Genomic DNA, 23324 nt, shown 5'->3' on the forward strand with positions numbered 1-23324 from the left:
GTTTTTATAAAGTTTTGGATTTTGTCAATGTTAGTAATTATCTGTTTTTAAGATAAAAAGAAAAGAAGCATAACTTCTTTTCTTTTTTATTTATTTAGTTTTTTAACTATTTTTAGAATATAATCAGCCGAAATTTCTGCACTTGATTTTAAAAATTCATCAAAATCAAAATTTGCTTCCATATCTGCACTATCAGAAATTGATCTTAATATAAAAAATGGAACATTTAATGAGTCACATATTACAGCAACACTAGCACCTTCCATTTCAAGTGCATCTGCTTTAAATGTATTTTGAATAAAATCTTTTCTTTCATTTGAGTGAACAAACTGATCGCCTGTTGCAATAGTTCCTTCTAAAACTTTTAAAGAGTTCTCTTTTGCTACTTCTTTAGCAATATCTCTTAATTCTTGTGAAGTTTCAACAAAAACTTTTCCTCCTGGAACAAAACCATGAGGGTGTCCAAAAGCTGTAATATCTAAATCATGTTGACAAAGTTTATCAGCAATTATAAGATCACCTATTTTTAACTTACTATTTACAGCACCTGCAACACCTGAAAAAAGTAGTGTATCACAAGAAAATTTTTCTATCATAGTAGTTGCAGTTAAACTTGCAAATACTTTTCCTATTTTTGAGTGCGCTATTACAATATCTAATCCATCTAATGAAACTTCATAATATTTATTATCTGCATATTCAGTAACTTTTATATCTTCAAAGTTTGCTAAAAGAGGTTCAATCTCTTCTTGCATAGCACCCATTATTGCTAATTTATTCATTTAACGCCTCTATAGTTTTTTCTAAAGAACTCATATCGCTTACATTTAGAGTTGCTTTTTTTGTAATTTTTCTATTTAAACCTTTTAAAACAATTCCATTACCAAATTCAATAAATAGATCAACATCTGACTCTTTTGATAAAATAGAATGTTTATATTTTACAGGATTAATTAGTTGTTCTGATAATAAATCTATTGCTTCTTCTTTTGTATTATAAGCTTGTGCTGTAACGTTTGAAATAGTATCAACATCAAATGTGTCTAATAAATACTCTTCTAAATATGGTCTTAAATTTTCTACTGCACTTTCTAACAATTCACAATGACTTGCAACAGACATATCTAAAACAATAGCTCTTTTTGCTCCAGCTTCTTTAAAAGTATCAACTAAACTTTCTAAATCATCTTTTAATCCAGCAAGAACCAATTGTCCATCCATATTATAATTTGCTGGCCAAACTTTTAAGCCACTTTTTCTTTGATTTTCACATATTTCTTCAACTTTTGTATCGTCTAAACCAACAAGAGCCATCATACCAGCACCTGAACCTGAACATGCATCATTCATAAATTTACCTCTTTTATGAACTAGTTCAATTGCATCTAAATAATCAATTGCACCAGCGCTTACAAGTGCTGAAAATTCACCTAGTGAATGTCCTAGTACAAATTCAGGTTTAACATTGCATTTATCTTTAAAAATTGCATTTGCAATTGATGAAACTAATAATATTGCAGGTTGAGTATATTCAGTCTTACCTAGCATCTCATTCTCTTCAAAAAGTAATTCTTTAAAATCTATACCTAATCTATCACTTGCTTTTGAAATCATCTCTTTTGCAATATCACTATTATCAAAAAAATCTTTTCCCATACCAACTTTTTGACTTCCTTGACCTGGAAAAATAAAAGCAACTTTTTTCATATTTTTACCTTATTTTAAATTTAACTCTAGTTTAAAACTATTTTTTAAAAGTAATTATTACTTCTAAAAAATAGTTTTGCCCAAAAGTGGAACACTTTTGGGCAAATAATTCTTAATATAAAAAGGTTTTTAGTGACAACCGCAACCACCACCTGATTGACCTTGTGGCTCAGAACTACAACAACCACCTTCAGAACCATGGTCATGGTGTCCACCACCACAACAACCGCCACCCATAGCAGCCATTCCACCTACAACTCCAGTTTCAATTTCTTCATCAGTTGCATCTCTTAAAGAAACAATAGAAACTGAGAACATTAAGCTTTTTCCAGCCATTGGATGATTGTAATCAATTGTTACATCACTATCTGTAAATGATTTAACAGTAACTTGAACAGTCTCACCATTTTCACCAGTTCCATATAAACTCATTCCTTCTTGTAACTCAATACCTGCAAATTGCTCTTTTGGTAATGATTGAACAGCTTCTTCATTATACTCACCATAAGCTTCTTTTGGTTCAACTAAAACATCAGCTTCATCATTTAAATTCATTTCAACTAATTTTTCTTCTAAACCTGGAATAATTTGACCTTTTCCTGAAACAAACTCTAATGGAGCAGCTCCAACATTTGTATCTAAATGCTCACCTGAGTTTGCATCTTTTAATGAATATTCTATTCCTATAACTTTTGACATAATTTCTCCTATAAATTTATAATTTTGATATATTTTTAGTTGCTATTTTTGCTTCTTTTGAACTTGGATAAACATCAATTAATGTACTATAAAATTTAGTAGCATTTTTATAATCTTTAATATTTTCAAAAGATATAGCGCTATGTAGCAACAACCTTGGCATCCAAGAAGCTTTATCATATAAAACTGCAGATTTTTTGAAATAATCAATTGCCTTTTCAAACTTATCCCTGTAATACCACATCTCACCAAGATAGTAGTTACTCTCAGCAGGCTTAAAGTTTAATTCAACTAATTCTTCAAAAATTGGTATAGCTTTTGTAAAATAATCCTTCTTGAATAACTCTTTTGCTTCATTAAGCATCTCTTCTTTTTGCGCGTATGATAACTTTTTTGTTTTAGTAGTTGATTTTGTTTTTACACTAGTTTTTTTACCTAAAGTTTCTTTAAATGCATTAAACTCTTCAACAGTTACAAACTGTTTCATGTTTTTTTTCATTTCACTAAAAGATACATATTCTTTATTAATTTTAATTAACTGTTTTGATAATTTATCTATTGCTTCTTTTAAAGTATCTAGGTTTTTTCTATTTTCTGAAGAAATTTCTTCTTGCATTGTTAATAATTGATTTGTAACATTCTTTAAATTTTCAATATCTGTTTTATTTTTTGAAGTAGTATTTTGTATCTCTTCTATTTGTTTAACTATTTTATTTAAAGTAATAACTGTTTTATTTAATTTTTGTGAATCGCCCTCATAAATAGACTCTAATCCATCAATACGCTCACTTACTGTTTCTAAAGTTGTTTTTACACCTTTAAATTTAGTATCGATTTTTCCTAATTCATTCTTATTTTTTAAAATGTATTTTTCTGTAGAATTCAAACCATAAGGTTCATTTGAATTTAAATCTCCAGCTCCAAATACTGAAACTTCATTAGCAAAAGCTAATGAAGACAGCATTATCGTTAGGGTTATTTTTTTCATGTTTTATAATACTAATCAATTCAATTATGGTAAAAGCTTATGTTCAGCTCTTCTATTTTTTTGCCAACAATTTTTATTTTTTTCATTACAAACTGGATTACTCTCACCAAAACTTACAAGTGAAATTGAGTCTTCATTTATACCTTCTGAAATAAGTGCATCTTTAGTAGCCTTAGCTCTTTTTAAACCTAATGCATAATTATATTCATCAGTTCCCCACTCATCACAATTACCTTCAATCTTTATTTTTGTAGTTTCTTTAATACCTGAAAGTTTTTGAGCATTGTCTTTAGCTTTCTCGATCATGTTAGAGTCTAATTTATATTTATCAAATCCAAAATAGATATTTTCAATAAATACTTTCTCTCCATTAATCATATAATAGTAACCATTTTCTGCTTTTTCAGACAAAGTATCATTTGAAACTTCTTCTTGAATATTACTATTATCAATATTATCTAAAGTTGCTTCAGAGTTATTAATTTCACTTTGGTTCTCTTGGCTTGCAGAACTTCCATCCATTTCAACATTTTTTTGACTACAACCAGTAAATAAAACTGCTGCAACTAAAAAAGAGTAAATACCAATCTTTTTCATAACATTTCCCTTATTTAAAATTTAACTGATTTTACAAAAATAAAACTTAATTATAAATTACAATAATTACATATATTATATATACTATATATATTATATAGAGTAATTAAAACTTATTACCAATCAATTGATTGTATTTTTCCACTTCTTAGTGCAAATGTAAATGATTTTTCATAATTTAATCTAATAATACCTAAATAACTTTTTCCATTTATAGTTTTTGTATGTAAAATAGATTCACCATCTGATGAAAATTTAGGAAATTGGTTAACTCCTGTTGCTGTTAATCTTCTTAAAGAATCGCTTTTTGTTGATACTAAATATAAATTAAAAGTTCTTAAGCCAAACTCATTTGCTTTATCTCTACTTGAATATACCACATAATTTTTATGTGTAGTAACTGCTGAGTTATTAGTTCCATGGTAAACCAATCTTTGAACACCCCTTTGTCCAATTTTTTTAGCAAAAATATTTGGATAATTTAACCTATCAGATACAAAAACTATTTTAGTATCATTTTCAACAAAGTGTGCACCAACATCAATTCCTTTATATGTTGTTAATCTCTGTTTAGTCTTTGTTTTTGTGTCAAATAAATAAATATCAGCTTGACCATATGGAGATGCAGTTACTAATATTTTTGATTCATCACTACTAATGTCAGAAGCAATAACCATTCCCTCACTTCTCATTATTGTTTCTTTTTTACCAGTATAAAGATTTGCTTTTACTAATGTTGGAACACTATTTACATATGTAGTATAATAGTAGCTATCTTGCTTTTTACTAGCCCACTTAGGGAAAATATTTAAGCCTCCACTAACTATTCTTTTTTGATATGTTAAAGTATAATCACCTATATAAATATCAGCTTTTTTTGATTTTTTATATACTGAAAAAATAACAAATTTATCCATCCAATCAATTGATGGAGCATTTAAATATTTATTAATTGAGATTGCCACTCTATGTGATAAAAAAGGGTACCTATTCTCTTGTTTTGTTGAGAATGTTTTATTTAAAACTAATGATTTACTATTTATATCAAAAAGCTTAGTATTTAATATAAATCCACCAAAACCACTAATTTGTGAATCAATATTTAAATATAAATCAACCCCTTCTTTTTGAAGTTTATATAAATCAGGTCTTTGATTATAGTTTGTTTTTACATTACTAGAAAGTACTTCAAAGTGTCCACTAACTTTTAAATCTTTTTCAATTACTCTTTTAACTTTAGATAAAAAATTAATATCATTACTATTTTCAGAAATAGAAATAACAATTTTAGGTAGACTTTTAGATTTTTTTACAATCTCTAATTTTGCATCAACCGCAAATGCAATATTAAAAAAACACAATAGTACAACTATCATTTTTTTCATGTTAATTATCCTTTAGATTTAAATGTTACCTCAATATTTGTTTTAGAACCTTTATTATGAGGTGGGTATAAAAGAGCTTTCTGCTGCTGTAAAAACTCTTTTAAAAGAGTATCAAATTTTTCATTAGTAGAATATTTTAAAAATTTATAATCAAAAACTCCATCATTAGAAATTATAACCAAAACCTTAGCTTCTAAGCCATCTTCAATTAATATAGGATTCCATCTTTGTGCTAATATTTCATATATTTTAGAGTAATAAGGATCATTTTCATGATTTGAAGAGGTAGAAATAGATAAATTTCTTTTTTCTGCTTTTACTTCGCCTAACATACTAGATACACTTAAATCACTATTTGTTCTTTTTTCTCTTTCAAATTTTGATTTAAATCTACTTGATACATTTGACGATTTTACATTGTTAACTTCTTTTTTTACAACTTTTGTTTCTGTTGTTTTAACATTTGCAAAAAGAGACTTTAAGTCTGATTTTTGTTCTGAACTTTTAGATGTTGATTTTTTAATAATTTTTTCTTGGGTTTTTTTCTCAATTTTCATTTTAGGTTTATTTTTCACTTCACTATCAGCTAAAACTACATCTAATTTAAATACTGTAGCTTTTTTTGATGAGTCAAATGTTTTAGCATTATTTGAGTCTAAATAAAGTAAAAACAGAACAAATACAAAAATATATATAAATAAAGCTAAAAGGCCAGATAAATAAAAATTTCCTTTATCATAATCTGAAAAAAAGTTAATCATTTAAATCCTAACCATCAGTAATAAGAGAAACTTTAAAAAATCCAGCTTCTTTAATAGTTCTTAATACAAAAATTATATCATCATATACTAAACTTTTATCTGCTCTTATATGTATTGGAGTATTTCTGTCTTTTGATTTTGCATATAAAATAAAACTATCTGCAAAATCTTTTATATCATATTTATTTTTATTTACTTTTACTTCTCTTTTTTCATTAATAAAAACTGTGATCTTTTTTACATCTTGAACTTGTACTGATTTACTTCCACTAGGAAGATTGATCTGCTCTTCAAACTCTAATACTGGTGCTGTAACCATAAGTATTGCTAAAAGAACTAGCATGATATCAACTAGTGGAGTAATATTTAAATCAGGCTTTTGGTTAAAATCATACATTTATTAACCTTTTGCTATTAAAATTTCAGCTTGTGCCTTTATATAAGTATTTAGTTCATAAACTTTTCTTACTAAAATTTGATGAAAAGTATATGCAAAAATTGCAACAAATATACCAGCAGCAGTTGCTACTAAAGCTTCACTAATAGCTGGTGCTATAATTGAAAAACCAACTTTAGAGTGACTAGAAAATTTGGCAAATGATTCTAAAATACCAACAACTGTTCCAAATAAACCTACAAATGGTGCAGTTGAAGAGATAATTGAAAGCCAAGAGATTCCAAAACTAGCATCTTTTATTATTGATATTTCACAAGCTTTTAATATATGCTTTGAAGTTGAACCATTTGAACATTTATATAAAGAGGATAGCGGATTTACTGTTGTATTTCGTGATGTTAAAGACTCAAGTGATTTTTTTTCATTTACAATAAATGAATTTAATGAAAGAAGTCTATATATAAAAATCCAAAAAACTGTTACCAAATAAATAGATAGCAGCACTAACACAAGAATTGCGATAGCGCTACTATTACTTAGATAATCTAATATCGAGTCAATCATATGATATTTCTATGCAAATGAGTTGATTTTTGCTTCAACAGAAGCAAGCGAAACATTTGAGTCTTTTACAGAACTAACCAAATCTTTAGCTGCTTCAATATTTTTAGCAATATTAGAATCTTCACCTTGTGTTAATGCAATAGCACCATCTGCTAATACATCAACTGTACTTTCACTTACTTTAACGTGTCCCCAGTTTATAGCAACAGCCTCAGTAGAATTTGCTTTTTCAATAACAATTACACCAACTGTTAAAGAAGAAACTAATAATGAGTGACCTGGTAAAACACCAAACTCTCCCTCTTTTCCAGGAAGAGTCACTGTTTTAACATCATCATTAAAGATTTCTCCATTTGGCGTAACTATTGATAATCTAATTGTCTCCATAGGCTAACCTTATTTTGATTTCATTTCCTCAGCTTTAGCTAAAGCTTCATCCATTCCACCAACCATATAGAATGCCATTTCAGGAATATCGTCGTACTTACCTTCTAAGATACCTTTGAATCCTTCAATTGTATCTTTAAGTTCAACATATTTACCTGGGCTTCCTGTAAATACTTCTGCAACGAAGAATGGTTGAGATAGGAATTTTTCAATTTTTCTTGCTCTATCAACTACAAGTTTGTCAGCTTCAGATAATTCATCCATACCTAAAATTGCAATAATATCTTGTAAGTCTTTATATTTTTGTAATACTGATTGAACACCTCTTGCTGTTGCATAGTGCTCTTCACCTAATACATCTGCACTTAAAATTCTTGATGTAGAATCTAATGGATCAACTGCTGGATAAATACCTTTTTCAGCAATTTTTCTATTAAGTACTGTTGTTGCATCTAAGTGAGCGAAAACTGAAGCAGGAGCTGGGTCAGTTAAGTCATCCGCTGGTACATATACTGCTTGAACAGAAGTAATAGAACCTTTAGAAGTAGAAGTAATTCTCTCTTGTAAAGCACCCATTTCTCTTGCTAATGTTGGTTGATAACCAACAGCAGATGGAATTCTTCCAAGTAGTGCTGACATCTCAGAACCAGCTTGTGCAAATCTAAAGATATTATCAACGAACATTAATACATCTAGACCTTTTTCATCTCTGAAGTATTCTGCCATTGTAAGACCAGTTAGTGCAATTCTATTTCTTGCACCTGGAGGCTCACTCATTTGACCATAACATAATGCAACTTTATCAAGTACATTAGAGTCTTTCATTTCATAGTAAAGGTCATTACCTTCTCTTGTTCTTTCACCTACACCTGCAAATACAGAGTAACCTGAATGTTTAAATGCAACATTGTGAATAAGTTCCATAATAATAACTGTTTTACCAACACCAGCACCACCAAATAGTCCAACTTTACCACCTTTTGAGTATGGTGCAAGTAAGTCAACTACTTTAATACCAGTTTCAAACATCTCTGTTTTAGTAGATTGTTCTTCAAAAGTTGGTGCAGCTCTGTGAATAGACCATCTTTCAGCATCTTCAGCGATTGGTTCACCCTCATCAACAGGATCACCAATTACATTAAAGATTCTACCAAGAACTGGCTCACCAACTGGAACCTTAATTGGTCCACCAGTAGCAATACACTCTTGTCCTCTTTTTAAACCTTCTGTCATATCCATAGCAATAGTTCTAACTCTGCTATCGCCAATGTGTGCAGCAACTTCTAATACTAATCTATCATGGTCTGCATCAGAGAAAACAACGTCAATTGCTTCATTGATTTCCGGTAAATATCCGTCGAACTCAACGTCAACAACCGGACCCATTACCTGAATAATTTTACCTTTCATACGGGTAGCTCCTTTATCTTATTTTAATGATTCAACACCACTGATAATCTCTATCAGCTCTGTTGTAATTGCAGCTTGTCTAGCTTTGTTATATTCAACTGTTAAAGTATCAACTCTTTCTTTTGCATTATTTGTTGCAGCTTCCATAGCTTGCATTCTTGCAGAATGTTCAGCGGCTAAAGAGTCAATTAATGAATAATACATATTAAAATCTAAGTATTTTGCTGTTAATTCACTTAATACTTCTTGATCATCATCAGGTTCAATATAAAGCATAGAGTTATCTTCTTCTTTAGTTTCAACATTTTCTAAACTAATAGGTAAAAGATCTCTTACTCTTAACTCTTGAGTTAACATATTTAAAAACCCATTATAAACTAAAATTACTTTTTCTGTAATTCCATTGTTAAAATCTTCTACAGCTTCACCAATGAATTCAGAAGCTCTGTCATAATCTGGGGCTGAAGATAAATCTGAAACTTTTTGAGTTAATTCAATACCTTGAAAAGAGAAAAAATCAATTCCCTTTCTTCCAGCAACTCTTAATCTTACTTTTGCACCCTTATTTTCATAATCAGCTTTGATTTTATTAACAGTCTTAATTGTCGCCATATTAAAACCACCGCAAAGACCTTTATCAGCAGTAACAAAAACAATATCTACTGTTTTTGGATTGTCATTAGGAACAAATGCTTTATCAACATTATCATCTTCATGAACTTTGCTAACTCGATTTGCGATATCAGAAAGAACATCATTTATCTTATTTGCATAACTTCTAGCTTGAGCAGATAACTGTCTAGTTCTAGTAAGTTTTGCAGAAGATACAAGCTTCATAGCTTTAGTTGTCTTCTGAGTATTCTTTACACTACCGATTTTTAGTTTAATCTCTTTTAAGTTAGCCATATGCTAATCCTTATTTTGCACTGAATACAGTTTTAAACTCATTTAATGCAGATTTTAATGCAGACTCAATCTCGTCGTCAATCTTTTGTTTTGATTTAATTGATTCTAAAATATTTGAATATTTTTGCTCAAAAAATGCATGTAATTCTTCTTCAAATTTAACAACATCTCCAACAGCAACATCATTTAAATAACCTTTAGTACCAGCATAAATGATAACAATTTGTTTTTCAATAACTAATGGTTTATTAACACCTTGTTTTAGTACTTCAACCATTCTTTGACCAAGCTCAAGCTCTTTTCTTGTTGATTCATCAAGATCAGATGCAAACTGTGCAAATGCCTCAAGCTCTCTATATTGAGCAAGAGATAATTTTAATGTACCAGCAACTTGCTTAGTAGCTTTAATTTGTGCAGAACCACCAACTCTTGATACTGATAAACCAACATTAATAGCAGGTCTAATACCAGAGTTAAAAAGGTTAGTTTCTAAGAAGATTTGACCATCTGTAATAGAAATAACATTTGTTGGAATATATGCAGCAACATCACCTGCTTGAGTTTCAATAATAGGTAAAGCAGTCATTGACCCAGCACCTAATTCATCACTCATTTTAGCAGCTCTTTCTAATAATCTTGAGTGTAGATAGAATACATCCCCTGGGAATGCCTCTCTACCTGGAGGTCTTCTTAATAATAAAGACATTTCTCTATATGCAACTGCATGTTTTGATAAATCATCATAAACAATTAATGCATGTTTTCCATTGTCTCTAAAATATTCACCAATAGTCACACCTGTATATGGAGCTAAAAACTGTAAAGCTGAAGATTCAGAAGCACCAGCATTTACAACAATTGTATAATCCATTGCACCAGCTTCTTCTAATGTTCTTACAACATTAGCTACAGAAGATGATTTTTGTCCAATTGCAACATAAATACAAACAACATCTTCACCTTTTTGGTTAAGAATTGTATCAATTGCAACTGTTGATTTACCAGTTTGTCTATCACCAATAATAAGTTCTCTTTGCCCTCTACCAATTGGAACAAGTGCATCAATTGCTTTAATACCAGTTTGTAATGGTTCATGTACAGATTTTCTTGCCATAATTCCAGGAGCTTTTTCTTCAACAAATCTTTTTTCTGTTGATTCAATAGCACCTTTTCCATCTATAGGTTCACCAAGAGCATTAACAACTCTTCCCACCATAACTTCACCAACTGGTGTTTCTAGTAATTTACCTAATCTTTTACAAGAAGTACCTTCAGTAAGACCTTCTCCATTACCAAGAACAACAACACCAACTGCTGATTCTTCTAAGTTAGAAGCTAATCCTCTTTCCCCATTTTCAAACTCTACAAGTTCACCAGCCATAACATTTTTTAGCCCGTAAACTTGAGCAATACCATCTGCAAAAGAGATGATTTTACCAGTTTCATTTACATCTACGTTTAATTCAAAGTTTTCGATTCTTTCTTTTATAATAGAACTGATTTCATCAGCTTGAATCTTTGCACCCATTCAAATTCTCCTTTATAAGTTCTAAACTGCTTTTAAAATATGATCAATCATTTGAGATTTTAATCTATCTTTTGAAAAAGATATTTCAACCCCAAGTCCATCAATATCAACTTTAATACCATTATAATCACAAATATTTTGTGATAATGATAAATCTACATTAAATTTTTTACTAAACTCTTTTTCAATTGATGAAATATATTCTGCAGCTAACTCTTTATTTGTATAAATTACTCCATTATACGAGTTATTAATAACAGCAAGTTGAGTTTCTAACTCATTTGCAATTACGGGAATAATATCTAATCTTTTGTTATTACTTAGTAATTTAATAAGATTTTGTAAAGTGTCACTACAATTATCTACAAGCGAGATAATTAACTCAACTTTATCACTATTTTTTACTTCAGTAGATGATATAATAGCTATAAATTTAGCATCATTATAAGCTGAAGAAATCTCTTTTAACTCTTTGCTAATAGCAGTTATAGAGTCAATATCTCTTCCATCTAATAAAGCTTTTACATATCTTTTTGCTACTAAATCAATCATTATGCTACCTTCTTAAGTACAATATTTGATAACTCTTCTTGAGTTAATTCTACATCGCCTGAATTAAATAGCTCTTCAAGAACTTCAGCAACAACTTCTTTTTTTGCTTTTCTTACTTCAATATTCATTTTTTCATCGAAGTTTTTTTCTAGTTGAGCAATTTCAGCATCAACAGTAGCTGCAACTTTTTGCTTGATTGAATCAACATCTGTTTTTGCATTTTCTACAATTTCTGCAGCAAGTACTTTTGCTTCTTCTAATTGTTTATTAGCAGAATCAATTTTACTTTGAGAAGCTTTTAAAGTATCTTGTACTTTATCAAGCTCTGCTTGAACAGATAAGCTTCTATCTGCAAAAAAAGCTTTAATTTTATCAGCAAGTAAGTACCATAAAATTCCAGCAAAAATTATAAAGTTAACGGTTCTTTGAATAATATCGTAATCAGTTTCCGCACCTTCACCACTAGCAAGTAATGCAATTGGACTTAAAGCTAAACCTAATAGTAATATTTTTTTCACTTTAATTCCTTTATATCGAGCTAAGCTTAGCTTTTAGGCTCTCATTAAATTGAGGCATAGAAGCTATTAATGAATCTTTTAATGCTTTTGTGTCATTTTGCAAGCTTTTAGCAAATTCATCAGATTTCTCTTCTAAATTAACTTTTGCATTTGCAAGTTTCGCATCAGCACTCTCTTTTGCTTCATTGTAAGCTTTTTCTCTTATTGTAGCTGCTTCTTTTTTTGCAGCAGCAATTACATCATTTGCTTCAGCCAGCATGCCATCTACATTTGCACTATTTGATTTCGCATTCTCTAAATCTCTTTTAATAGAATCTGCTCTATCATCCATATGCTTTAGTAGAGGCTTGAATAGACAACTGTTTAGTCTGGCAACAACTAACAAAAAGATGATACCAGAGCTAAGCAACAATACAGGACTTATGTCTAACATTCATTCCTCCATATTTATACAGTTTAGTTTGACTAAAACTGATTAATTTTATCAAAAATATTTATAAAATTGTATTAAAATGAAGGATAATGTCGCTTAAATTTATAAAGTGTTACGAAAATAATTAGAAATCTTTTCTATATCTTCTTGAGAAGTTATTTCAATCTTAAAATAATCTTTTTCAGCTTTAACTTTTAAGTCATTTTCTTTCAAAGTTTTTAAAACATTATTTAAAGGTTTAAAATCATAGTTTTTATTTTTTTTACTATTTTGTACTTTTTTTGTACTAGGTTCTTTTATTTGTTTTACTAATTTTTCTGTTTCTCTAACTGACAATTTTTGTCCAACAATTGAATCAGCTACAACTTTTTGTTGTTCTTCGTCTAAACCAAGCATTATCTTTGCATGACCTGCACTAATTTTACTATTTGCTAACAATTGTTGTACATATGAACTAAGTTGTAAAAGTCTTAAAGTATTAGTAATCGATGTTCTACTTTTGAACACTTTTTTTGATAATTCATCATGAGTAATATTATGATCATTTATTAATTGTGCATATGAATAAGCAAGTTCAATAATATTTAAATCATCTCTTTGAATATTTTCAATTAAAGCTAACTCTCTTAGTTTAAACTCTTCTACATCAAGAACAATTGATTTAATCTTATCAATCTTTGCAAGTTTATGCGCTCTTAATCTTCTTTCACCTGAAATCAAAGTAAAACTAGTATCACTGTCTTGTATTACAACAATTGGTTGTAATAATCCATGCTCAATTATTGAATCACTTAACTCTTTTAATTTATCTTCATCAAAAATTTTTCTTGGTTGATTTGGATTAGATTTAATTAATTTAGTTTCAATCTCTACAATTGTACCAATTTTTTCTAATGTATCTTTTCCTGAACCATTTTCATAAGCAATTTCTACTTCACCAAGTAATTCTCCAAGTCCTCTTCCTAATGCCATATTCTATCCTGCTATTGCTCTTGCTAAATTTGTATATGCTTTTGTACCAGTTGCACTTGCATCATAAAGCATAATTGGTTTTCCAAAACTTGGACTCTCTGCAAGTTTAATATTTCTTGGAATAACAACATAAGATGTTTCATCTATCTTAAAAAGTTTACTTTCAAAATGTTGTGCTAAATCTGCAAACACTTGTTTTGAAAGATTATTTGTAGAACTATACATTGTAGGTAAAAAACCTCTTATTTGTAACTGTCTATTAATTGTTTGCTTAACAAGTTTAATAGTATTAAGTAATTGAGCTAAACCCTCAAGTGCAAAAAATTCACACTGAATTGGTATAAGAACTGAATTTGAAGCACTTAATGTGTTTATTGTAATTGGCCCAAGTGCAGGAGGTGAATCAATAATTATATAATCAAAATCTTTTTTAATTGGATCAATTTTTCTTTTTAAAATCAATTCTCTATCTTTATTATCTTTATAAAACTCTTTTTCAATTCCTACTAAGCCAATATTTGAAGGTGCAACTTTTAGATTTTCAATTTCTGAATCTAAAACTATTTCACTTAATTCTTTAGTTCCTAACATTACATGATACAAATTATATTCATATGTATCTCTATGAAAACCCAAACTAGTTGTAGCGTTAGATTGTGGATCCGCATCAATTAAAAGTACTTTTTTACCTCTTAAAGCCAAAGCTGCACTTAAATTTACGGCTGTAGTCGTTTTTCCTACACCACCTTTTTGATTTGCTATTGATATTATTTCTGTCATCGTAAACTAAAAACCTTTTTTTTATCTATATTTATAGAACCATCACTATTTAAAATAGCTTTTTCTAATGATTTTTTCTTATTGTTGATCGTAACATGGAATTTTCTACTATTTTGAAATTCTACCTTAAAATCACTAAAAATTTGCTTCCATGAAGTCTTATTTTTTATTTTATTAAAATAGTCTTGAAGAGTTTTATCAATATCAATATTAATATCTAATTTACCAAACTCATTATTAACAAATTTTAAATTCAAACCTATTCCACAAAGCACGATATCATTGGATATAGTTGTAATTGTTCCACCTATTTTTTTATTATTTATATAAAAATCATTGGGCCATTTTATCCAAACATTTGAACCTTTATTTTTCAATATAATTTTTAATAAATATGAAAAATAGATTGAACAACTTTGAAGTGGCAAATCATCTGTTAATTGTTCTTTTTTAAATGCAAAAGAAAAAAATAGATTCCCCTCAACTCCACTCCAACTATTTCCTCTACTACCTACTCCATTTGTTTGTAAATTAGCTACTATACATACAGGTTCAAACTCATTTATATTTTTTATATACTCTTTTAAGTAAGTATGTGTAGAATCTACTTCTTTTAACTTTAGAATTTTCATAAAATATTATACAAAAAGTTACTACAAGAATAAATTAATACTATTATATATATAATATTTCAAAATCACAAAAGAGAGTTTTATGCTAGATCCAGTGTTACCAATAGCTATGTATTTATTACTTGGCTATTTATTTAAAATATATTTTAAAGATAACTCAAAAGAGCTAATTGAGTTTATTATTTACTTTTCACTTCCTGCAATTGTATTTAATAAAATCTACAATTTAGAGTTAACATTTGAGATATTTAAGTTAATAGTTATGTTTAATGCAATAATCTTTTTAAACCTTATACTTGCATTTATGCTTGGTAAGTTTTTAAAACTTGAAAAAAAGTTATTTGCCACATTTATTATTGTTGCTACTTTTGGTAATACTTCATTTATTGGTTTTTCATACATTGATGCTTTTTATGGTCAAGACTATGTAGTTTATGCCCTAATTTATGATTTGTTTGGTTCTTTTTTAATTCTAGTTAGCTTAGGGATGATAATAATAAATTGGGGAAGTGGGCAACAAGTTAATTTTAGAGCAATTTTAAAAAGTGTTTTATATTTTCCACCCATTATTATGTTTTTTATAACTATTTTTACTAAGTTATTTGAAGTACCTATTTTTATCATAAATACAACTGAAACATTAGGTGCAACACTTGTTCCTCTTGCTATGATTGCAATAGGAATGAAGCTTCAAATAAAGAATATTTTTTATAAATTTAAAGCTGTTTTTACTGCCATGTTCTTAAAAATGATTATTATTCCAATAATAGTATATTTAGCTTTCTTAATATTTTATAATGTTGATGATACTTGGAGTAAAGTTACAATAGTAGAAGCAGCTATGCCACCTATGACAATGGCTGTTGTTTTAGCTATTAAAGGAGGACTTGATGAAACCTTTGCAATAAATGCCTTAGTTTTAGGAGTTTTGGGAAGTTTATTAACAGTTACTAGTTTTTATTACTTTTTAGCTTAGACTAAAAAGTAATAGTAAAGCAAGCACCTTTATAATTTTTATTGTTAAAAGTAAATTTTTCATTTGAAACACTTATTGTGGCATTCATATGCTTTTCAATTATCTCTTTTACCATAAAAAGTCCTATTCCTGTTCCACCAATTTTCGATTTTGTAGTAAAGTGTTGTAAAAATATTTTATCTAAAAGTTTAGTTGGTATACCTTTGGCATTGTCTTTTATTTGAAGAATATTTTTATTGTTCTTTTTATATACGTCAATAAATATATATCTTTTTTCTTCAGCGCTTACATTTTCAACAAGTGCATCTTTTGCATTTGTAAGTAAATTTAAAAGAGATTGAGTAAACTCATTTCTCAAGCCATATGCAGTTAATTCTTCATCAAGGTTTAAAACAAATTTTATATAAGAACTACTCATTGTTGCAATAGATAAAGATACACTTTTTTGTACAGCATCTGCTAAATTAAAGTGCTCTTTTGCTCTATCAACTTTATAAAAACTTCTGAAATCATCTATTGTTTGAGAAAGATATTTTGTTGTATCAACTATTTGTTTAAGTTGAGTTATCCCTTTATCTTTTTCAAAGTTTTTCATCTCTAAATCCAAAGACATTCCACTAGCAATTGTACTAATACTACTTAAAGGTTGTCTCCATTGGTGAGCAATATTCCCTATCATTTCTCCCATACTTGCCATTTTTGACTGATGAAAAATAATAGCACTCATTTTTTCATTTTCTTTAACTTCTTTTTCTACTCTTGATTCAAGTTTTTTATTTGCTTCTTCTAACTGTTTATTTAATCTTTTTAATTTTTGTACATCGCTTTGTGCTTTTGCAATAGAAAGAGATATAAAAGAGCTAATCATTGAGACTATATCTTTATCTTTTTTAGTAAAAACATCAATCTTTTTATTACTTTTTTTATTTAAAAGTTGAATAACACCTAATTTTGTTTTTTCTCTTGGATGAATTAGTGGAACGGTAATAATTGAGTAAGTTTTATAATCAAATATTTCATCAAACTCTTTTACTCCTAAAAGCTCATAATCTGTTGTTTTGTATGCATTATCGATTATTATAATTTTATTTAACTGTAAAGATTCAACAGCTAAATATTTTCTAGAATCATTTAAAGGTAGTTTTAAATCTTTTATATTGCAGTATTGTTTAAAAATATTTTCATAAGTTAAAGCATCATTTTGAAATACATGAAAGGCTAAGTGGTCTTTTTCTTTCATATATATACTTCCAGCTTCACAAGAGACAAGCTCTCTTGTGTGTTTTAAAATTTCATGTAGTAATACATCCAAATCTTCAATTGTAAAAATACTCAAATCATAAAAATGCTTTAATTCTTTATCCATATACTTTACTCTTTTTTCATATTCTAATAGATATTAGATTAAAGTATCATTTACAGCTAACCTCTTTCCTCTTAAGTAATCTGTAATATTTACAGCTTTTTTTGAAGGAGCTTGAACTGTACTTACTTTTATTGAGCCTTTAGCACAAGCTATAATTGCAAAATTTTCATTAATATCTAAAATTTTTCCTTCTGCGTTTACTGAAGTAGTTTCATTTAATTCTACTTCTTTTAGTTTTAAACCACTTTGTAAAAAAATACCTGGCCAAAAACAGTAAGCTTTATATTTTAAGTAGAGTTTTCTTGAGTCATTAAAAGATACTAAGCCATCATCTTTTTTAATTTTTTTACAAAAACTAACTTCTGAATTATTCTGTTTTTTAGCTTCAATTTTTTCATAATTATCAAGTGTTGTAATTGTTAAACTAGCAGCTATATTCGATAATTTATTAAATACTTCATCAACTAACATATTTTCTGTCAATTTTAAATACTGTATTCCAAGAATATCTCCACTATCAAGTCCTTCTTCCATAAGCATTGAAGTTACACCAGTATATTTATCATCATTTAAAATTGATTCTTGTATAGGACTTGCTCCTCTATACTTTGGTAAAATAGAAGCATGTAAGTTTATGCAAGGAGCAATATTTAAAATCTCTTTTGGTAAAATTTGTCCATAAGCTGCAACAATTATAAAATCAGGATTTAAGTTTTTTAAAATATCTACCATTTCAATATTATTTTTCAAGCTTATTGGTTGATAAATTGGCAAATCAATACTATTATCAATACAATATTTTTTAATATGAGGAGGTGTTAAAATCTGTTTTCTTCCAACTTTTTTATCAGGCTGAGTAAATAGTGCTAAAATTTCATATGAATCATTTTTTATTAGCTTATCAAAGATTACTGTTGCATAATCAGGTGTTCCCATAAATACAATTTTTTTAGACATTTTATCTCCTATTTTGATTTAAATAGTGTTCCACTAATATGATTATCATTTAATAAAAAATCATAGGCATTTGTTAAATCAAATCCAGAAGACATATACATAGGTATATTTCTATTCATTAAAAAATTTGCAGCTTTTAATTTAGTAACAATTCCACCTGTAGCAAACTCTGAGTTTGGAGTATGAACCATTTGAAGTTCACTCTCTTCTATATTTGTAACAACCTTTTGCATTTTTGCATCTTCATACTCTCTTGGATTTTTATCATAATAACCATCAATATCTGATAATATAACTAAAAGATCAGCATTAAAATAGTAAGCAACATGAGCAGCTAATTGGTCATTATCTCCAAAAAGCAATTCATCATTTGCAATAACATCATTTTCATTAATGATTGGTATTACATTATTTGAAAGTAGTATTTCCATTACTTTTTGAGCATTTTTTGTTCTTTTTCTTGAATCAAAATCGTTTTCAATTAAAAGCATTTGAGCACAAATTATACCATAATCACGAAATCTTTTTTTATAGTTTTTCATTAGTAAAGGCTGCCCTATTGCTGCTAAAGCCTGTCTATTTGCAATTTGTGTTTTATCTAATTGAAGTTTAGTATTTCCAGCACCAACTGCACCAGAACTTACTAATATAAGTTCATATTTTTTTTCATTTTTAAGCTTTGAGATTAAGTCTACTAAATTACTTAATCTTTCCAAAGCTAATTCATTATTTTGAGTTAGAACAGCTGTTCCAACTTTAATAACAATTCTTTTTTTTTCAAGCAAAGTTTCACTATCTTCTATCATTTATTTTTACCTAAAAATTCATAAAGTGCATAACCTATTGACTTTGTATTTAAATGTGTTACAGAAGATATAGGTAGTACAAAATATGGTTTGTTTTTATCATATCTATTCATTGTCAAATCTTGAATATAATAAGGATATTGTTTATCAAATCCAAACTCATTTGAGTTTGAAACTTCTAAATCTAACTCAGTTATAAACTCATTTATATCTTTCATTAAATCTTCACCATAATATGCATCAACCTTTGTTAGTGCAATTGCATAATTTCTTCCACTAAGTTCAACTGAAAACTTTTTAAGCTCTTCTTTTAAAACCTTAAATTGTTCTATAATTGTTCTATGATTAGATACATCAATAGTAAAAAGAAGTGTTTTTGTTCTTTCAATATGTTTTAAAAACTCAATTCCAAGACCTCTTCCATCACTTGCACCATCAATAATTCCAGGTATATCAGCCATAACAAATGAACTATATTCCCCTACTTCAACAACTCCTAATTTTGGAGTTAAAGTAGTAAACTCATAATTTGCAACCTCAGGTTCTGCATTAGAGATTGTTGATATTAATGTAGATTTTCCTACATTTGGATATCCAACTAAACCAACATCAGCAATTAGTTTTAATTCTAATCTTATCTCTTTTGTTTCACCTGGAAGTCCTGGTTGAAAGTAAGTTGGTCTTTGATTTCTAGAGTTTTTAAAGTGAACATTACCAAGTCCACCTTTTCCACCTTCTAAAAATTTAACTTCTTGACCCTCTTCTAAAAGATCTAATAATACTTCTTTAGTATTTGCATCAATTACTTGTGTTCCAGGAGGTACTGTAAGTGTAAGTGCAGGTGCTGATTTTCCAGTCATCTTTTTACCCATACCTTGCTTTCCATTTTCAGCTTTAAGTACAGTTTTACCTTTATACCAAGAAAGAGTATCAGTGTTATTATCTACTTTAAAATAAACATCTCCACCTTTTCCTCCATCTCCCCCATCAGGACCACCTTTTACAACAAATTTCTCTCTTCTAAAAGAGGCACAACCTTGACCACCTTTTCCAGATGAAATTTTAAATTTTACACTATCTATAAACACTTTTTTCTCCTAAACTAAAAAAGGGTGTAGGCAAAGCCATACACCCTTTTAAAAAGCAGCTAATACCTCAAAAATTATGAAGCGTAAACTGATACTTTTTTTCTTTTTTTATCTTTAACTTCGAACTTAACTACACCGTCGATTAAAGAAAAAATAGTATGGTCTTTACCAATTCCTACATTTTCTCCAACATGTACTTTAGTTCCTCTTTGTCTTACAATGATGTTACCAGCTCTTACTGTTTGACCACCAAATTTTTTTACACCAAGTCTTTTACCAGCTGAATCTCTATTATTCTGTGTACTACCTTGACCTTTCTTGTGAGCCATCGTTTATCTCCTTAAAATTATGCAGCGATTTTAGTAATTTTAATTTTTGTGAAGCTTTTTCTAAAACCTCTTTTTAATTTACTATCTTTTCTTCTTCTTTTTTTGTAAATGATAACTTTTCTATCTCTATTTACACCTGTACCATCAAGTACAACTTCTGCTTCAACTTTTGCAGATGAAACAGCGTCACCTGTTTTAAGTTCTCCGTCATTAACTGCAAGAACATCTGAAATTTCTAAAGTTTCTTTAGCAACTTTTCCTAAATAATCAACATTTAGGATATCACCTTCTTGAACTTTATATTGCTTTCCAGCACATTTAATAATTGCGTACATTACTTATCCTCTAACTATCTATATCTATCAAATACGTATTTTTTTGTGAAGCGAAATACTATCTTATATTAGTTTAAACTTTGTTTAAGCGAAAATATTTTTATTGATAATCGTATGGTAAAGCGATTACATCCATCTCTATTAATACATTTTTTGGTAATGTTTTAACAGCAATTGTACTTCTAACAGGCTTGTGTTCACCGAACGCTTCAGCATACAATACATTAACTATACCAAAATCTTCCATATTTTCCAAATAAATTGAAACTTTTATTACTTTATCCATGCTACTTTGACAATCTTCTAATAACATTCTGATATTTTCTAAAACTTGTCTTGTTTGCTTTTTAATATCATTTTCTACTAATTCACCATTTGCTTTTAATGGGATTTGTCCTGATGTATAAATTAAACCATTTGCTTTAATTGCTTGTGAATAAGGTCCAATTGCAGCTGGTACTCTATTTGTATGCAAAAACTCCATTTTTCTTCCTCTAAAATTTTTTAAGTATTTTACTGTAAAAAAATAGTTATTTCAATAAATCTATATCAAAACTAACTAGTTTACCTTTTTTTAACTGGGAAATATTATCTTTTAGTTTTCTAATTAAATTAGCTTTTTTTCTAAAATCTATATCTTTTTCATATAATACTTTATTTAACTGTTTTGAATAAAACTTAATCAATAAAATCAATAATTCATTTTCTAATCTTTTATCATCATAATCTTCTAATCTTTCATTTAAAACTATTGAATTTAAAGAAGGATTAGTTATATCATCTAAAAGCATTTGAAACTCATTATTATGATATTCAAACATAGAAGCATCAATTAAGTCTAAAACCAAATCTAGTCTACTAGGTTTTTCTAAAATAGCTTTTATAATACAAAGTTCTGCAATATCTATTTTTGTTGAACTATTATCAAACTTTACTCTACTTTTATCATTTGTTACTTTTACTAAGTTTTCTCTAATACTTAATTTTTGAGCAATATATCTTTTGTACTCATCTTGATAAAGCAAACTCAAACTTTTTAGATACTCATTTGATTCATGTAAAGCTTTTTGTTTTTGCATTGGATCATTTATCTCATATTTTAAAATAATATAATCAATAGCATAATTAATAAAAGGTGTGGGATTTGAAAAAATTTCATTTAACTTCTGTATTTGTCCATCTTTTACCATATCAGCAGGATCTTTTCCCTCTTCAAATATTATCACACCACCCTCAAACTCACTTTGACTTAGCATAACAGAAGCTTTAAAAGCTGCATTTAAGCCTGCATTATCACCATCATAAGCAACTATTACCTTAGGCTCTCCCCTTCTTAAAATTGGCAAATGATCTTTAGTAAGTGCTGTTCCTAAAGTTGCAACAGCTGTGTTAAAGCCTGCTTGATGAAGCATTATTACATCTAAATACCCCTCTGTTACAATTATTCTATTTTTCTTATATATATTCTCTTTTGCTAAGTTATATCCATACAAAAGCTTAGATTTATTAAATAGTTTTGTTTGAGGGGAATTAACATATTTTGCATTATGTCCTGTAATTGTCCTTCCACCAAAACCTACAATTTTACTATTTAATCCATAAATGGGGAAGGTGATTCTTTCAATAAATCTAGAGTATAAACCATTTTGTCCAGAGTCAATTACTCCTAAGTCTTTTGCATCTGCTAAATTTAAAAAATTGCTTTTTAAATAATTTATTGTATCTATGGATTTAGGAGCATAACCTATTTCAAATTTTTCAATAGAAAATTCAGAAATTCCTCTACTTTTTATATAATCTTTAGCAATTGTATTATTTGTAAAAAGTTTTTGGTAGTATTGATTAATAGTCTCTAAAACTTTCAAATCTAGTTTTGGTTTACTATTTGTTTCATCATAATTTAAAGTAACATTATACATTGAAGCTAATTTTTCTAAAGCTTCAGGATAAGTTAACTTTTCATACTCCATAACAAATTTTATAGAATCTCCACCAGCACCACAACCAAAACAATGATATATTTGCTTTGCTGGACTTACTACAAAAGATGGGGTATCCTCTCCATGAAAGGGACAACAAGCTTTAAAGTTTGCTCCTGATTTTTTTAATTCAAGTGATTGGGAAACTACATCTACTATTTCAAGATGATTTTTTAAATTGTCAATTGATTCTTTTGTTATCATAAATATAATTATACTCTTTTATTATTTTATATGTGCTTTTATGTTAATATATTAAGATTTTATAAAAA

28 protein-coding genes are annotated in these 23324 nt (G+C 28.3%); 1 reads left to right on the forward strand and 27 read right to left on the reverse strand.

The features are described from left to right. Positions 1-86: 86 nt before the first annotated feature. From ACAN_RS10305 to ACAN_RS10395, 19 genes are all read right to left on the reverse strand, one after another. A complete protein-coding gene (locus ACAN_RS10305) occupies positions 87-782 on the reverse strand; it encodes a 5'-methylthioadenosine/adenosylhomocysteine nucleosidase (protein WP_099334688.1) in 696 nt (231 codons plus the stop codon). Further along, positions 775-1707, reverse strand: coding sequence for an ACP S-malonyltransferase (gene fabD, locus ACAN_RS10310; protein ID WP_099334689.1), 933 nt, complete (start codon positions 1705-1707; stop codon positions 775-777). Before fabD ends, ACAN_RS10305 begins: the two co-directional genes overlap by 8 nt. A 129-nt stretch (positions 1708-1836) precedes the next feature. After that, the gene (locus ACAN_RS10315) at positions 1837-2406 is read right to left on the reverse strand and encodes an FKBP-type peptidyl-prolyl cis-trans isomerase (RefSeq protein WP_409454907.1); all 570 of its coding nucleotides are present in this window, start codon (positions 2404-2406) and stop codon (positions 1837-1839) included. Positions 2407-2422: 16 nt separating this feature from the next. Continuing rightward, positions 2423-3370: a tetratricopeptide repeat protein gene (locus ACAN_RS10320; protein ID WP_228150650.1), complete on the reverse strand. Its 948-nt coding sequence runs from the start codon at positions 3368-3370 to the stop codon at positions 2423-2425. A gap of 48 nt (positions 3371-3418) precedes the next feature. Next, positions 3419-3991, reverse strand: coding sequence for an OmpA family protein (locus ACAN_RS10325; protein WP_079579716.1), 573 nt, complete (start codon positions 3989-3991; stop codon positions 3419-3421). A gap of 116 nt (positions 3992-4107) precedes the next feature. Further along, positions 4108-5376 (reverse strand): Tol-Pal system protein TolB, encoded by a 1269-nt coding sequence (tolB, locus tag ACAN_RS10330; RefSeq protein ID WP_099334692.1) that lies wholly within the window; start codon positions 5374-5376, stop codon positions 4108-4110. A 5-nt stretch (positions 5377-5381) separates the two neighbouring features. Continuing rightward, the gene (locus ACAN_RS10335) at positions 5382-6137 is read right to left on the reverse strand and encodes an energy transducer TonB (protein ID WP_079579718.1); all 756 of its coding nucleotides are present in this window, start codon (positions 6135-6137) and stop codon (positions 5382-5384) included. A gap of 7 nt (positions 6138-6144) precedes the next feature. Continuing rightward, a complete protein-coding gene (locus ACAN_RS10340; protein ID WP_079579719.1) occupies positions 6145-6534 on the reverse strand; it encodes a biopolymer transporter ExbD in 390 nt (129 codons plus the stop codon). A 3-nt stretch (positions 6535-6537) separates the two neighbouring features. Further along, positions 6538-7044 (reverse strand): MotA/TolQ/ExbB proton channel family protein, encoded by a 507-nt coding sequence (locus ACAN_RS10345; RefSeq protein WP_228150651.1) that lies wholly within the window; start codon positions 7042-7044, stop codon positions 6538-6540. Positions 7045-7107: 63 nt separating this feature from the next. Continuing rightward, entirely contained in the window at positions 7108-7485 is a 378-nt protein-coding gene (gene atpC / locus ACAN_RS10350) for an ATP synthase F1 subunit epsilon (RefSeq protein ID WP_079579721.1), read from the reverse strand. A 9-nt stretch (positions 7486-7494) separates the two neighbouring features. Then, positions 7495-8895 carry a F0F1 ATP synthase subunit beta gene (gene atpD / locus ACAN_RS10355; RefSeq protein ID WP_099334693.1) on the reverse strand — a complete coding sequence of 467 codons (1401 nt, stop codon included), beginning with the start codon at positions 8893-8895 and terminating at the stop codon, positions 7495-7497. 18 nt (positions 8896-8913) lie between these two features. Then, entirely contained in the window at positions 8914-9801 is an 888-nt protein-coding gene (atpG, locus tag ACAN_RS10360; protein ID WP_099334694.1) for an ATP synthase F1 subunit gamma, read from the reverse strand. A gap of 10 nt (positions 9802-9811) precedes the next feature. Continuing rightward, positions 9812-11329 carry a F0F1 ATP synthase subunit alpha gene (gene atpA / locus ACAN_RS10365; protein ID WP_079579724.1) on the reverse strand — a complete coding sequence of 506 codons (1518 nt, stop codon included), beginning with the start codon at positions 11327-11329 and terminating at the stop codon, positions 9812-9814. 21 nt (positions 11330-11350) lie between these two features. Further along, positions 11351-11881, reverse strand: coding sequence for a F0F1 ATP synthase subunit delta (locus tag ACAN_RS10370; protein ID WP_079579725.1), 531 nt, complete (start codon positions 11879-11881; stop codon positions 11351-11353). Continuing rightward, positions 11881-12399, reverse strand: a complete 519-nt coding sequence (locus ACAN_RS10375; protein ID WP_079579726.1) for a F0F1 ATP synthase subunit B — start codon at positions 12397-12399, stop codon at positions 11881-11883. The genes ACAN_RS10370 and ACAN_RS10375 overlap by 1 nt, the downstream gene beginning before the upstream one ends. Before the next feature lie 10 nt (positions 12400-12409). Further along, entirely contained in the window at positions 12410-12832 is a 423-nt protein-coding gene (locus ACAN_RS10380; RefSeq protein WP_079579727.1) for a F0F1 ATP synthase subunit B family protein, read from the reverse strand. A 102-nt stretch (positions 12833-12934) separates the two neighbouring features. After that, positions 12935-13804, reverse strand: a complete 870-nt coding sequence (locus ACAN_RS10385; protein ID WP_079579728.1) for a ParB/RepB/Spo0J family partition protein — start codon at positions 13802-13804, stop codon at positions 12935-12937. Between the two features lie 3 nt (positions 13805-13807). Then, entirely contained in the window at positions 13808-14584 is a 777-nt protein-coding gene (locus ACAN_RS10390; protein ID WP_079579729.1) for a ParA family protein, read from the reverse strand. Beyond that, positions 14581-15216 carry a biotin--[acetyl-CoA-carboxylase] ligase gene (locus tag ACAN_RS10395; RefSeq protein ID WP_099334695.1) on the reverse strand — a complete coding sequence of 212 codons (636 nt, stop codon included), beginning with the start codon at positions 15214-15216 and terminating at the stop codon, positions 14581-14583. Before ACAN_RS10395 ends, ACAN_RS10390 begins: the two co-directional genes overlap by 4 nt. Positions 15217-15298: 82 nt before the next feature. Between ACAN_RS10395 and ACAN_RS10400 the strand changes: the two genes are divergently transcribed. Further along, positions 15299-16192, forward strand: a complete 894-nt coding sequence (locus ACAN_RS10400; protein WP_099334696.1) for an AEC family transporter — start codon at positions 15299-15301, stop codon at positions 16190-16192. A 1-nt stretch (position 16193) separates the two neighbouring features. Here ACAN_RS10400 and ACAN_RS10405 read toward each other — a convergent pair whose 3' ends face one another. From ACAN_RS10405 to dnaG, 8 genes are all read right to left on the reverse strand, one after another. After that, positions 16194-17558 (reverse strand): GAF domain-containing sensor histidine kinase, encoded by a 1365-nt coding sequence (locus tag ACAN_RS10405; RefSeq protein WP_099334697.1) that lies wholly within the window; start codon positions 17556-17558, stop codon positions 16194-16196. Positions 17559-17591: 33 nt separating this feature from the next. Then, entirely contained in the window at positions 17592-18515 is a 924-nt protein-coding gene (gene fmt / locus ACAN_RS10410) for a methionyl-tRNA formyltransferase (protein WP_099334698.1), read from the reverse strand. Positions 18516-18523: 8 nt separating this feature from the next. Next, positions 18524-19321: a glutamate 5-kinase gene (gene proB / locus ACAN_RS10415; RefSeq protein WP_099334699.1), complete on the reverse strand. Its 798-nt coding sequence runs from the start codon at positions 19319-19321 to the stop codon at positions 18524-18526. Further along, on the reverse strand, positions 19318-20409 hold the full coding sequence (obgE, locus tag ACAN_RS10420) for a GTPase ObgE (protein ID WP_099334700.1): 1092 nt from the start codon (positions 20407-20409) through the stop codon (positions 19318-19320). Before obgE ends, proB begins: the two co-directional genes overlap by 4 nt. Before the next feature lie 74 nt (positions 20410-20483). Then, positions 20484-20738 (reverse strand): 50S ribosomal protein L27, encoded by a 255-nt coding sequence (rpmA, locus tag ACAN_RS10425; RefSeq protein ID WP_079579736.1) that lies wholly within the window; start codon positions 20736-20738, stop codon positions 20484-20486. A 17-nt stretch (positions 20739-20755) separates the two neighbouring features. Continuing rightward, positions 20756-21073 carry a 50S ribosomal protein L21 gene (rplU, locus tag ACAN_RS10430; protein ID WP_079579737.1) on the reverse strand — a complete coding sequence of 106 codons (318 nt, stop codon included), beginning with the start codon at positions 21071-21073 and terminating at the stop codon, positions 20756-20758. Positions 21074-21173: 100 nt separating this feature from the next. After that, on the reverse strand, positions 21174-21557 hold the full coding sequence (locus tag ACAN_RS10435) for a Rid family detoxifying hydrolase (RefSeq protein WP_079579738.1): 384 nt from the start codon (positions 21555-21557) through the stop codon (positions 21174-21176). Between the two features lie 46 nt (positions 21558-21603). Then, the gene (dnaG, locus tag ACAN_RS10440; RefSeq protein ID WP_099334701.1) at positions 21604-23256 is read right to left on the reverse strand and encodes a DNA primase; all 1653 of its coding nucleotides are present in this window, start codon (positions 23254-23256) and stop codon (positions 21604-21606) included. Positions 23257-23324: the final 68 nt, after the last annotated feature.

The sequence above is a fragment of the Malaciobacter canalis genome, from assembly GCF_008000835.1.
In the GTDB taxonomy this organism is placed as follows: domain Bacteria; phylum Campylobacterota; class Campylobacteria; order Campylobacterales; family Arcobacteraceae; genus Malaciobacter; species Malaciobacter canalis.